This window comes from Spirillospora sp. NPDC047418 (assembly GCF_040643275.1).
Lineage (GTDB): Bacteria > Actinomycetota > Actinomycetes > Streptosporangiales > Streptosporangiaceae > Spirillospora.
This window is the reverse complement of sequence record NZ_JBEYTW010000087.1, coordinates 1-11,724: the sequence shown is the minus strand read 5'-3', so window position 1 is coordinate 11,724 and position 11,724 is coordinate 1. Positions and strand designations below refer to the sequence as shown.

Sequence of the window (11,724 nt, the reverse complement as noted above, 5' to 3'; positions counted from 1 at the left end):
CCGGGTCGGCGGCCCCGCGTCAGGAGATGTACTGCAGGATCACGTTGTGGACGTGGTGGCTCTTGTCGCTGCCCCGGAACTCGACCTCGTAGGTCTGGTGGCCGACGTTGATCGCGATCGACCCGGTGGAGAAGTAGGACCCGGCCCACGACTTGTTGCTGACCACGCTCACCGAGGTGATCTTGGAATAGGGCACGCTGGTGATCGCGTACTTCTTGCCCGCGAAGCTTTTGTCCTGGATGATCACCCGCCGGTCGGTGAGGCCGACGAACCCGGTGCCCGCCCCGACCGCGTCGTAGACGGCGATGATCTGCTCGCCGGGGATCAGCCCGCTCTCGATCTGCTTGAGCTGGCTCGACCTGTCGTGTTCGATCTCGTCGCCCATCGGTGCCTCCGGTGCTCGGTGTGCCCGTTCGACGGACGGTCGGTCCGTCCCGTTCCGTAGGGGAGTATCTCAGTCGCCCGATACCAGCGGGATGCGCCGTCGGGCTGCCGCGGTGTGAAGGCCCGGCGGGACCATCTCACTGCGGGCGTCCGCCATTCCTTGATACCGGGAGACGCGTATATCTCGGGTGTATCGAAAAACGCATACGCCACCGCAACAGCCTCCCGTCTTCAGTGGTGGCATGAATCACCGCAGCACTGTCAGCGCCACCCCGTCGTACGCGCAGGATCGGGCTCGCCAGTCGGATGAACCCGTGGCGAACAGGGCTCGCGTCCTGGCGGCCGTCGCCCGGCTCGCCGCGGTGCTGCTGGTGCCGGTCGCCTTCTGCCGCGCACCGGCCCGCGCCCGCTTCCTCGCCTGCCAGTGGGCGCTGGGCCTGCGCTTTCCCGCGGAGGATCTGCGCGGGCTGGCACCGGAGACGCTGACGGCGTTCACGCACGCGCGGGCCGAGGCGTTCTGGCGCGACGGGCAGCTGATCGGCCTCACCTCGGGATATCGCGACGCGGCGGAGCAGCACCGGATCTTCACCGAAGAGGTACGGCGCACCGGCTCGGTGGCCGCGGCGCGGCGGCGGGTGCTGCCGGCGCAGGAGTCCGGCCACGTGCGGGGGCTCGCGCTCGACGTCCGGCCGACCGAGGGCGCGCGATGGCTCGAACGGCACGGTGGACGGTACGGGCTCTACCGCGTCTACGACAACGAGTGGTGGCACTTCGAGTACCGCACGGTCGAACCGGTCCCGCTGCCGCACCCGGATGCCGCGGCCCGGCCGTGTGAGCACGGCACCGCGTACGGGCGGCGGCAGATCTATGGCGATGAGCCTTGGGGTTGCCGCGCGGATCCGGCCGAGAACCCGGGGACGCGGCCGTGAACCGGGTCCCGCTCGCGCCCTCGCGCCGATCAGGTACCTTCCCGCCGCCGACCTTGCGGACGCTGGCCGCGGCGGTGGCCGCGAACGTGGCCGAGATCCGGGCGCGGACTCCGGCCACGATCATGGCCGTGGTCAAAGCCGACGGTTACGGCCACGGCGCCGTCACGGTCGCCAGGGCCGCCGTCGCCGCCGGGGCCGGGTGGCTCGGGACGACCAGTGTCGCCGAGGCTTCGGCGTTGCGTGCCGCGGGGCTGGCCGTGCCGATCCTCACCTGGCTGCATCCCTCCGGGATCGACGCCGAGGCGGCGGCGGCCGCCGGCGCCGATGTCGCGGTCGGGTCGGTGGCCGAGCTCGGCGCGCTTCTCGCGCAGGCCGCGTCGGCGGTGCGGGTGCATCTCCATGCGGACACCGGAATGTCGCGCGGCGGCTGCCCCCGCGGGCAGTGGGACGAACTGATCGCCCTGGCCCGGCGCGGTCAACGGGCTCGGCGGGTCCGCGTCGTGGGTGTGATGGGGCATCTCCCGCGAGCCGACCGGGCCGACCCCGCGGCGAACGCGCCGGCGGTCGCCGCCATGCGCGAGGCGTGGCAGGCGGTCCGGGCGGCGGGGCTGAGGCCGCCGCTCGCCCATCTCGCGGCCACGTCGGGGACGCTGACCGACCCGGCGACCCATTTCGGCATGGTCCGCGTCGGGGCGGGACTGGTCGGCATCGATCCGTCCGGGACCGTGGAACTGCACGGCGCGTCCCGGCTGACCGCACCGATCGTGCACACGACGGCGGAGCCGGCCGGTACACCGGTCGGTTACGCCGGCGCGTATGTCACCGACCGTGCCACCCATCTGAGCGTCCTGCCCGTCGGGTACGCCGACGGGATCCCGCGAGAGCTCTCGCGCCGGGCCGGCGTCGAGATCCGCGGGCGCCGCTTCCCGGTCGCCGGACGGGTCTCGATGGACCAGATCGTGATCGATACCGGTGACGAGGTCTTTCCGGCGGGCACGTCCGCGACCGTTTTCGGCCCGGGCGGGGGAGCGACCCCGACCATCCACGACTGGGCCCGTTGGGCCGGGACCATTCCGCACACCATTGTCACCGGCATCGGGCCGCGTGTGAGAAGGAGCATCGCATGACACGGCGCATCGTGGTGATCGGCGGCGGGGAGAGCGCCGAGCACGAGGTCTCCCTGGCCACGGCCGCGGCGGTCGCACGGGCGTTGCGCTCCAGCGGATTCGGCGTTGACGAGCTGACCATCGACCGTGACGGGACATGGCGGCGGGGCGTGGACGCGCTCGGGTCGCGGGCCGCCGATTCCCTCGCGGCGGCGCTGAAGGTCATCGAACGTGCCGACGTCGTCTTCCCCGCGGTCCACGGTCTGTTCGGCGAGGACGGGACCCTCGCGGCGCTGTGCGCTCTCACCCACACGCCGATGGCAGGCTCGGGCCTGCGCGCCGGAGCGCTCGGCATGGACAAGTGGGCGACCAAGCTCGTGGCCGAGGCCGTCGGGATCCGCACCGCCCCCGGCCGGCTGGTGGCCGCGGCCGAGATCGCCGATATCGAGTTCGCGAAGGACGTGGTGGTGAAGCCGGCCTCGGCCGGGTCGAGTTTCGGCGTCGCCCTGGCACGCGATCCCTCCCAGTTGCGCGACGCGCTGCGCCGCGCGGCGCGATTCGACGACCGGATCCTGATCGAGGACGTCGTCCCGGGCCGGGAGATCGATGTGGCCGTCCTGCGCGAGGCCGATGGCCGCCGATGGGCGGCACCGCCGCTGGAGATCCAGACCAGCGGCGTGTTCGACACCCGGGCCAAGTACGACGGTTCGGCCCGGTTCAGCGTGCCCGCCGACCTCGACGGCGCGGACCGGACGGCGCTGACCGGCGCGGCACTGCGGATGTTCGACGCGCTCGGCTGCGCCGGTGTCGCCCGCGTCGACTTCTTCCTCACCGAGCACGGACCCGTCCTCAACGAGGTCAACACCATGCCCGGGATGACGGCCGCCTCCCAGGTACCGAGAATGTTCGCCGCGGCCGGACTGCCGTACGAGCAGCTGGTCGTGCGCCTGGTCGACGCCGCCACCGTGCCGGCTCCCGCATCGCCCGCGGCGAGGCCGCCCGGCCCCGGCCGGCGGTGAGGTAAAAAAACTAGTGTAATTGGTCAAACTGGTGCCGCCGCACCGGGGTCGGGGACGGGCCCCGGGCGCAGAAAAGATCATCACCCGCATCGCCGTGACCAGCGGGATTTCCGTCGCCTTGCGGGCTGTGCGGTGCTTCACACCCGCCGCCCCTGGACGCGCCCATGCTTCTGCCAATAAAAACTAGTCTGCTAGTTAAAAATGAGACCCGGAAGGGGTCGGCAGAAATGGATGGCGCAAGATCGAGGGTGCTGGTCGCGGCGTTCGCGTTCGCGGTCGCGCTGACCGTCGCGCTCTGGACGATTCCGCGCGGCGACGCCGCCGAGGCGTCGCACTCCGCGGAGACGTCGCAGGCGGCGGAGTCGGCGCAGGCGGCCGAGTCGCCCGCGGCGGGGCACGACACGACGTCGCACGGCGCGTCCGGCTCGGACGACTGGAAGGCCATGGACGACGCCATGGCCAAGCGGGACAAGAGCTTCCCGGCGGCGACCAAGGGCCAGGGCGGCCAGGACCTCGCCCCCAAGGTGCTGAAGGACGGCACCAAGGAGTTCCACCTGACGGCGGAGACCTTCAAATGGGAGGTGGAGCCCGGGAAGGTCGTGGACGCCTGGGGCTTCAACGGCATGGTGCCGGGCCCGACGATCCGCGCGGACGTCGGCGACAAGGTCCGCATCGTGGTGAAGAACGACCTGCCCGAGCCGACCAGCGTCCACTGGCACGGCATCCAGCTCCCCAACAAGATGGACGGCGTCCCCAACGTCACCCAGGACTCCATCAAGCCCGGCAAGACGTTCACCTACGAGTTCCCGGTGACGCGGATCGCCGACACCTGGTACCACTCGCACTACGACGGCACCAAGCAGGTCAGCAGCGGGCTGTGGGGCGCGATCCAGTTCGGTGACATGCCCACCCCGAACAAGGAGAAGGTGGCGCAGCGGCACGTCATCCAGATCCAGGACGCCGGCGTGATCGGGATGACGCTCAACGGCAAGTCCTACCCCGCGACGCAGCCGCTGAAGGCCCGCGTGGGGGACTGGGTGGAGGTCACCTACGTCAACGCCGGCACCATGGCGCACCCGATGCACCTGCACGGCGTGGACCAGGTGATCATCGCCAAGGACGGGTTCCCGCTGGAACAGACCTACAAGGCCGACACGGTCAACGTCGCGCCCGGCGAGCGCTACACCGTGCTCATCCACGCCGACCAGCCCGGCAAGTGGATCTGGCACTGCCACATCTTCCCGCACTCCGAAGGTGCGCAGGGCATGTTCGGCCTGGTCATGGAGATGCAGATCACCTGAGCGCGGCCCAGCCGAACCGCTCGGATCCCCCCTTTCTCACATCTGGAGTGAGTCAATGTCCACAACCCCCGCGCCGGACGATCCGGCCTCGGGCGGGCCATCGGTCCCCGCCCGCAGACGCTGGACCGCGGCGCTGAACGGGTTCCTGCCCGCCGTCAGCGCGGCGCTCGCGCTCGGCCTCATCGTCGGGCTGCTCATGGTCGGCTTCGCGCCCGGCGACCACCACGGCACGCTGGCCTCGTCCGAGGAGGGCACCTCCGCGTCCTCCGGAGGAGGCGGCGCCGCCCTGCCCGGGAAGGGCAAGAAGGTCACCCTCGAGTTCGAGGAGGGCGACATGTACATCAAGCCGAGCAAGGTCACCGTCCCGGCGGGCGCCGACGTCACGGTGAACGTCGTCAACAAGGGCAGCCAGGCCCACACCTTCAGCCTGCTCGGCAAGACGAACAAGCAGCTCGAACCCGGCAAGTCCGAGACGCAGCACTGGGGCGTGCTCACCGAGACGACCCAGGCGTGGTGCGTCATCCCCGGCCACAAGGAGGCCGGCATGCTCGTCGACATCACCGTGACCGGCGGCACGACCACCTCGACTGCGGCGAGCGGCACCGCCGCCGCCGCGACCGGCGCCGCCGCCGGCGCCTCGGCGGACGCCAAGATCGACCCGGCCGCCAAGCCCGGCGACGGCTGGAAGCCCTACGACCCGACGGCACCGGTCAACGACGGCAAGGACGTCCACGAGACCACCTTCACCGTCACCGAGAAGGAGCTCGAGGTCGCCCCCGGGGTGAAGCAGACCCGGTGGACCTACAACGGCACCGCGCCCGGCCCCGTCCTGCGCGGCAGCGTCGGCGACACCTTCCGGATCAAGCTCGTCAACAAGGGCTCGATGGGCCACTCCATCGACTTCCACGCCTCGAAGGTCGCGCCGAACGTCCAGATGCGGACCATCAAGCCCGGCGAGACCCTCGTCTACGAGTTCAAGGCGCAGTTCGCCGGCATCTTCACCTACCACTGCGGCTCCGACCCGATGATCTACCACATGGGCAACGGCATGCACGGCGCCGTGATCGTCGACCCGCCGAAGCTGGACAAGGTCGACAAGGAGCTGGTGCTCGTGCAGTCCGAGCTGTACCTCGGGCCGCAGGGCAAGCCCGCCGACCTCACGAAGATGCAGGCCGGCGACTACGACGCGGTGGTCTTCAACGGCTACCACAACCAGTACGTCCACGCCCCCATCAAGGTGAAGCCCGGCGACCGGGTCCGGGTGTGGGTCGATGACGGCGGCCCCAACGAGAACATCGCCTTCCACGTCGTCGGGACGATCTTCGACACGGTGTGGAAGGAGGGCGCCTACACGCTGCGCCGCGACAACGACGAGAAGGGCGGCGCGCAGGTCCTCGACCTGCAGCCCACGCAGGGCGGCTTCGTCGAGTTCACGCTGCCCGACGCCGGCACCTACCCGTTCCTCGGCCACAAGATGAAGAACATGGCCGCCGGCGGCCTCGGCGTCTTCCAGGTCGGCTGACCCCATGTCCACGGAGGTGACCATGACAACCGAGGCGACCACGACAACCCTCGAAACCGGGCCGGCGGCCGTTCCGGCGCCCTCGCCCGTGCCACTGGCCAGGCGTGTCGCGGCGATCGGGTCCGTCCTCGCGGCGCTCATCCACTACGCGGTGGTGCCGGAGCACCTGAGCGAGTGGTGGGCGTACGCGATCTTCTTCAGCGCGATCGGCATGTTCCAGCTCATCTGGGCGGTGCTCGTGCACACCGGCGAGGAGCGGCCGGTGCTGCTGTCCGGGCTCGCGGTCAACGCCGGCGTCCTCGCGCTGTGGGCGGTGAGCCGCACGAGCGGGCTGCCCTTCGGGCCCGAGTCCGGGGAGGCGGAGGCGGTCGGCGTCCTGGACGTGCTCAGCGGCGTCGCCGAACTGGTGCTGATCGCCGCGATCCTGCTCGCCCTGCGCGGCCCGCGCGCCCCGCGCGGCGCAGCCACCGGCGCCGGCACAGACGCCCGAGATGGTGCCGACGCTGGAGCCGGCGCGGACGCCGGAGACGGCGCAGCCACCGGAGACGGCGCGGACGCCGAGCGTCCCGCGGAATCCGCCGGCCAGAGCGGCTGACCCGCGCACCGCACGCAGGCCCGCGGACGCCCCGAAAGGCGCCCGCGGGCCTTCGCGCGCACCGGCCGCGTGCCGGCGTCGCGTCAGTGCCCGGTGTCCTGGACGCGCCGCAGGTGCGCCAGGCAGAGGTGCGGCTCCACCAGGGGATCGAGCCGTTCCGCCGCGAGCGGCACGTCCATCCCGGCGAGCGCCCCCTGGATCAGGCCGAGGTGGAGCTGGCAGACGACGTCCGCGTGCTGCTCGGCGACCGTGCCGAAGGGGCAGTTGCGCACCCGGACGCGGATCTCCTCCCCGTCCGGGTGGTTCGCGTCGTGCTCGATCTCCGGGCTGAAGCCCATCCCGGCCATCATCCGGTTGAGGCGCTCCAGCGCCTCCGCCGGGCCGAGGCGCTGGAACGGCGTCGGCGGGTCGGCGAGGTGGCGGCCCCACGCGCGGCCCGCCTCGATCGCGGCCCGCTCCGGATCGGGCAGCATGCCGGAGACGAGGCTCGCCAGCATCTCGGCGAGCAGCCGGTAGCTGTGCCTGCCGTCGGCGGCCTCCGCCCGGTAGACCATGCGCGGGCGGCCGGGCCGGTCACGGTCCTCGGCCACCCGCCGTACCAGGCCGGCCTCGGCCAGCCCGTCGAGGTGGAAGCGCGTCGTGTTGGGGTGCAGCGCGGCCCGCTCGGCGATCTCGCGCACGCCCAGCGGCGCGGCACCCGCCTCCCGGACCACCCGCAGGACCCGGGCGCGGCTGTCGCCGAGCCCCGCCTCGGCCGCCGCGGGCTCCGCGTCGACCCATTCCCGGTCGTCCATGGGCCGAGTTTATACATACTAACTAGTGAAAATCAGGGGGCAACGGCGGCGAAAACGGGTCAGAGGTAGAGGCCGGTGCCGTGCTCGGGCCGCTCGCTGGCGATGGCGTGCAGGTCGCGCTCGCGCATGACCAGGTAGTTCTCGCCCTTGATCTCGACCTCGTGCTGGTCGCCGGGGCGGAACAGCACGCGGTCGCCGGGCTTGACGATCCGCACGTGGTGGCCGACCCCGCAGACCTCGCCCCACACCAGGCGGTTCGCCTGCTCCACGGTCGCGGGGATCACGATCCCCCCGGTGCTGCGGCGCTCGCCGCTGTCCCGGTCGCTCTTGATCATGACGCGGTCGTGGAGCATCTGGACTTCGAACTTCGGCTCGGACACGCCGGCGAGTTTAGCCGTCCGCGCGGGTCAGGGCGTCCCACGAGCCGGCGATGATCTCCGGCAGGCCGGAGCGCACCGGCCGCCAGCCGAGCTCGGCCCGGATCGCGGCGGCGTCGCAGCGCAGTACCGGCGCCTCCGGCCGGGCCGGGCGGCGGCGGGTGGGCACCGGCCGGCCGGTGGCCTTCTCGACGGCGGCGACGACCTCGTGGACGGCCGCGCCCGCGCCGCTGCCGACGTTGTAGAGGCGGTCCTCGCCGGGGCGGACGGCCTCCAGCGCCCGGACGTAGGCGGCGGCGAGGTCGTCGACGTGCAGGTACTCGCGGACGGCGAGCCCGTCGCCGTTGATCTCCAGCAGCGGGGCGTGCCCGGCGGCCACGGCGAGCGCCTTCGGGATCAGCCGCGTCGCGTCGGGGTCGATCCGGCCGTCCACGGACCCGGCGACGTTGAACGTGCGCAGGACGACCGCGCCGGCCGCGCCCGTCCGGGCGTGGAACCGGACGGCCTGCTCGGCGGCCAGCTTCGACGCCCCGTACGGGCTGGCCGGCGCCGTGCCCTCGCTCTCGGGGATCGGCTGCCGCTCCGGCGTCCCGTACACGGCGGCCGTGGACCCGAGCACCACCCGGTCGGCGGCCACGGACTCCAGCAGGTTCACCGTGCCCTGGACGTTGGCGGCGAAGTACCGCAGCGGCCGCTCGAACGACTCCCGCACGCGGGTGAGCGCCGCGAGATGGCACACCCCGTCGTAGGGCCCGCGCGGCAGCCCGTCCGGGACGAGCAGGTCGCCCTGCACGGGGCGCACGCCGTCCGGCACGTCGCGGCTCCGGCGCACCAGCCCGTCGACCTCATGTCCGGCCGCGACCAGCCGCCGCCCGACCGCGTATCCGATGTAACCCGCCGCCCCCGTCACCAGTACCCGCATGCGGCAAGCATCCAGGCCCGCCGGCGCGCGTTCAAGGCAGCGACGTGATCCTCGTGTAGACGCCGGGGTAGCCGGGCTTGGCGCAGCCGTGGCCCCAGGACGTCAGGGCGGCGACGCGACCGCGGACGAGCAGCGGGCCGCCGCTGTCGAACTGGCACGAGTCGGCCGTGTCCGATCCGGCGCAGACCATGTCGGACGGGTCGAACGAGTCGCCGTAGGCCCGCCGGCACGCGGCGTCGCTCCGCAGCGGCACGCTCGCCGCCCGCAGCCGCGTGTTGAACAGGTCGTTCTCCGACGTGAAGCCCCAGCCGAGGATCGTCCCCGTGCGGGCGCCGCCGGGCGTGCCGAGGACGGCGGTGGGCCGGCGCACGGGCCGCTCCAGCGTGAGGACGGCGGTGTCGTGGTGCAGGACGGTCTCGTCCTCGAACGACGTCTCCCGGTACTCGGGGTGGATGCGCAGCGACTTCACCGCGACCGTCTCGCCGCTCCCGCCGGTCAGCTCGTCCCGGCCGAAGGTGGCCGTGAGGAGGCCCGGCACCGCGCGGAAGAGCGCGACGCAGTGCCCCGCGGTGAGGATCTGGTCGGGCTTGATCAGCGCGCCGCCGCAGAACTGCCCGGACGGCCGGACGAAGAAGATCGGCGACCCGACCGCGGCCAGCCACGGGTACGCCGCGGACGAGGCCGGCGCGCCGCCCACCACGGCGGACGCGGGGGCGGCCGCCAGCGGTGCCGCCAGGGCGGTGCCGAGTGCGGCGAGGGCGGCGCCGAGCACCGCCGTCAGGAGGGGCCTGCGGGAGTGGAGGGCCATCTCGGCAATGTACGGGCATCGAACGCGGGGTGCACGGTGTTCCGGGCGGCCGGATCCGGCGCCTGCTCGTAGCGGGGGAACAGCACGAGCGCGAGCAGCGCCAGGACGAAGCCGCAGGCCCGCAGCAGGAACGGCCCGGCCTCGCGGGGCCAGTCCTCGCCGAACAGGACGCTGCTGGCGAGCAGCAGGTACGACCGGCCGATGACGGTGAGCACGACCGCGACGATCGCGATCCGGCAGCGCTGCAGCGCGACCTGCAGCTGCCCGAGCGCGATCGCGGCGAGGCCGATCGTCAGCCACGGGTAGGCCGACTGCAGCACCGCCTGGAGGCTGCCCGTCTCCTGGTAGACGATCGAGATGCCGCGGATGCCGGCCTCGGCGAGCCCGGCGCACGCGCCGGCGCCGATGCCGTAGGCGACGCCGGCCAGCTTGCGGGCGTGCCGGCCGCTCGCGCGGCGGTCGCCGACCAGCCACACCAGCGCCGCGATGAGCACCGCCGGCGTGCAGACGGCGATCATCATCCAGGGGTGGGCGAGGGTGCCCAGCAGCGTGGCGTCGGCGCGCAGGTCGCCCTCTTCGGTGGCCGACAGGCCGATCAGCATCGTCGCGAGCACGAACAGCGCGACGCTCGTCCACTCCCGGATGCTGAGGCGCTCGCCGAGGAACCACACCGCGTACCCGATGAGCAGCACCAGGGCCACGGCGAAGATCGGCTGCGCGACGGCGAGCGGCATCGCGGAGAACGCGACGACCTCGTAGCCGAGGCCGAGGAACAGCAGCAGGCCGCCGCCGAGCCACACCGGGTCGGTCAGCATGAGCCGGGCGACGCGGAACGGGCGGCTGCCGCGCAGCGGCTCCATCTTCCGGGCGGAGGCCCGGAAGATGATGAACGAGATGTAGTAGACGACGGTCGCGATCAGTGCGAGCGCGGCATAACCCAGGTCGGAACCCATCGGGAGGAACCTCTCGGTGGACGGGGGACGGGGCATGTCGTTCGGCGCGCCATCGAATCGACCTGTACTCTCAGCCTGCCCCGTGCGGGCCCCTCATGCAAGTATTCGCTTATGCGAGCATCAGTCGTACCGGCGACCCGTGGTGGACGAAAGGCGCGTCACTAGACCACGTGGGACGAACCGGGCGGCCCCGGCGAGGATCTTGTACTGCGCGCCCGGGATGCTGAGCTCGGCCCCGCGGCGCAGATCGCGGAGCGCGGTGTCCACGACGGCGTCCTTGTCCAGCCACATGAAGTCCGGCAGGCCGGACATGTCCATCTGGGCGCGGTCATGGAACTCGGTGTGCACGAAACCGGGGCATAGTGCCATGACCCGGACACCGCCGCGCGAGCGCTGCCGGAGGTCGGCGGAGATGCCCCGGCTGAAGCTCACCACCCACGCCTTCGACGCACCGTACGTCCCGCGCGTCGCGAACGCCGCCATCGACGAGACGTTGACCACCGCGCCCCGGCCGCGCTCCAGCATCCCGGGCAGCGTGGCGTGGGTGAGCCGCAGGACGGCCTCGCAGTGCACCCGCAGCATGGTGAGCTCGTCCGACACCGGGACGTCGAGGAACACGCCCCGGTTGCCGAACCCGGCGTTGTTGACCAGCAGGTCGACGTCCTTGCGGACCCGCTCCCCGGCCGCCGCCAGGCCCTCCTCGGTGGACAGGTCGGCGGGCAGGGCCTCGGCGCGGACGGCGTAGGCGCCGCGCAGCTCCGCGGCGGTCCGCTCCAGGCGCTCGGCGTCGCGGGCCAGCAGGACGAGGTCGAACCCGTCGGAGGCGAGGCGGCGGGCGAACGCGGCGCCGAGGCCCGCGGTCGCGCCGGTGATGAAGGCGGTCGGCATGCCTGCGAGCCTAGGCCGACCCGGGACTAGGTGTACTCACTCGTGAGGTTGTGGACACGGCTGGCGGGTGGGCGGCCGCCGAGTGCGGTGTGTCCGCGGTGGTGATTGTAGGTGTGGAGCCATTGC

Annotated in this window: 13 protein-coding genes; 6 read left to right on the top strand and 7 right to left on the bottom strand. The window is 72.3% G+C overall.

The genetic code is table 11. The annotated features are described in order from the left end of the window. Positions 1 to 19: 19 nt before the first annotated feature. Complete coding sequence (locus ABZ806_RS35610) at positions 20 to 385, bottom strand: PH domain-containing protein (RefSeq protein ID WP_500222127.1); 366 nt, start codon at positions 383 to 385, stop codon at positions 20 to 22. A gap of 313 nt (positions 386 to 698) precedes the next feature. Between ABZ806_RS35610 and ABZ806_RS35605 the strand changes: the two genes are divergently transcribed. From ABZ806_RS35605 to ABZ806_RS35580, 6 genes are all read left to right on the top strand, one after another. Next, entirely contained in the window at positions 699 to 1,313 is a 615-nt protein-coding gene (locus tag ABZ806_RS35605; RefSeq protein ID WP_500222124.1) for a M15 family metallopeptidase, read from the top strand. A 53-nt stretch (positions 1,314 to 1,366) separates the two neighbouring features. Then, positions 1,367 to 2,440 (top strand): alanine racemase, encoded by a 1,074-nt coding sequence (gene alr / locus ABZ806_RS35600; protein ID WP_500222122.1) that lies wholly within the window; start codon positions 1,367 to 1,369, stop codon positions 2,438 to 2,440. Beyond that, positions 2,437 to 3,438: a D-alanine--D-alanine ligase family protein gene (locus ABZ806_RS35595; RefSeq protein ID WP_500222119.1), complete on the top strand. Its 1,002-nt coding sequence runs from the start codon at positions 2,437 to 2,439 to the stop codon at positions 3,436 to 3,438. The genes alr and ABZ806_RS35595 overlap by 4 nt, the downstream gene beginning before the upstream one ends. A 227-nt stretch (positions 3,439 to 3,665) precedes the next feature. Next, positions 3,666 to 4,739: a multicopper oxidase family protein gene (locus tag ABZ806_RS35590; protein ID WP_500222116.1), complete on the top strand. Its 1,074-nt coding sequence runs from the start codon at positions 3,666 to 3,668 to the stop codon at positions 4,737 to 4,739. A gap of 55 nt (positions 4,740 to 4,794) precedes the next feature. Beyond that, a complete protein-coding gene (locus ABZ806_RS35585; RefSeq protein ID WP_500222114.1) occupies positions 4,795 to 6,261 on the top strand; it encodes a multicopper oxidase domain-containing protein in 1,467 nt (488 codons plus the stop codon). A gap of 22 nt (positions 6,262 to 6,283) precedes the next feature. After that, positions 6,284 to 6,856: a hypothetical protein gene (locus ABZ806_RS35580; RefSeq protein WP_500222112.1), complete on the top strand. Its 573-nt coding sequence runs from the start codon at positions 6,284 to 6,286 to the stop codon at positions 6,854 to 6,856. Positions 6,857 to 6,939: 83 nt separating this feature from the next. Here ABZ806_RS35580 and ABZ806_RS35575 read toward each other — a convergent pair whose 3' ends face one another. From ABZ806_RS35575 to ABZ806_RS35550, 6 genes are all read right to left on the bottom strand, one after another. Next, entirely contained in the window at positions 6,940 to 7,650 is a 711-nt protein-coding gene (locus ABZ806_RS35575; protein ID WP_500222109.1) for a helix-turn-helix transcriptional regulator, read from the bottom strand. 59 nt (positions 7,651 to 7,709) lie between these two features. After that, on the bottom strand, positions 7,710 to 8,030 hold the full coding sequence (locus tag ABZ806_RS35570; protein ID WP_500222107.1) for a GroES family chaperonin: 321 nt from the start codon (positions 8,028 to 8,030) through the stop codon (positions 7,710 to 7,712). 10 nt (positions 8,031 to 8,040) lie between these two features. Further along, entirely contained in the window at positions 8,041 to 8,949 is a 909-nt protein-coding gene (locus ABZ806_RS35565; protein WP_500222104.1) for an NAD-dependent epimerase/dehydratase family protein, read from the bottom strand. Positions 8,950 to 8,980: 31 nt separating this feature from the next. Then, positions 8,981 to 9,757 carry a serine protease gene (locus ABZ806_RS35560; RefSeq protein ID WP_500222102.1) on the bottom strand — a complete coding sequence of 259 codons (777 nt, stop codon included), beginning with the start codon at positions 9,755 to 9,757 and terminating at the stop codon, positions 8,981 to 8,983. Next, complete coding sequence (locus ABZ806_RS35555) at positions 9,727 to 10,710, bottom strand: DMT family transporter (protein WP_500222099.1); 984 nt, start codon at positions 10,708 to 10,710, stop codon at positions 9,727 to 9,729. Before ABZ806_RS35555 ends, ABZ806_RS35560 begins: the two co-directional genes overlap by 31 nt. A 120-nt stretch (positions 10,711 to 10,830) precedes the next feature. Beyond that, complete coding sequence (locus ABZ806_RS35550) at positions 10,831 to 11,598, bottom strand: SDR family NAD(P)-dependent oxidoreductase (protein WP_500222096.1); 768 nt, start codon at positions 11,596 to 11,598, stop codon at positions 10,831 to 10,833. Positions 11,599 to 11,724 lie beyond the last annotated feature (126 nt).

Bases quoted from the DNA above. Each gene is read 5' to 3' on its own strand.
- ABZ806_RS35610 (WP_500222127.1), bottom strand. From the start codon at position 385: ATGGGCGACGAGATCGAACACGACAGGTCGAGCCAGCTCAAGCAGATC.
- ABZ806_RS35595 (WP_500222119.1), top strand. From the start codon at position 2,437: ATGACACGGCGCATCGTGGTGATCGGCGGCGGGGAGAGCGCCGAGCAC.
- ABZ806_RS35590 (WP_500222116.1), top strand. From the start codon at position 3,666: ATGGATGGCGCAAGATCGAGGGTGCTGGTCGCGGCGTTCGCGTTCGCG.
- ABZ806_RS35585 (WP_500222114.1), top strand. From the start codon at position 4,795: ATGTCCACAACCCCCGCGCCGGACGATCCGGCCTCGGGCGGGCCATCG.
- ABZ806_RS35580 (WP_500222112.1), top strand. From the start codon at position 6,284: ATGACAACCGAGGCGACCACGACAACCCTCGAAACCGGGCCGGCGGCC.
- ABZ806_RS35575 (WP_500222109.1), bottom strand. From the start codon at position 7,650: ATGGACGACCGGGAATGGGTCGACGCGGAGCCCGCGGCGGCCGAGGCG.
- ABZ806_RS35565 (WP_500222104.1), bottom strand. From the start codon at position 8,949: ATGCGGGTACTGGTGACGGGGGCGGCGGGTTACATCGGATACGCGGTC.
- ABZ806_RS35560 (WP_500222102.1), bottom strand. From the start codon at position 9,757: ATGGCCCTCCACTCCCGCAGGCCCCTCCTGACGGCGGTGCTCGGCGCC.
- ABZ806_RS35555 (WP_500222099.1), bottom strand. From the start codon at position 10,710: ATGGGTTCCGACCTGGGTTATGCCGCGCTCGCACTGATCGCGACCGTC.
- ABZ806_RS35550 (WP_500222096.1), bottom strand. From the start codon at position 11,598: ATGCCGACCGCCTTCATCACCGGCGCGACCGCGGGCCTCGGCGCCGCG.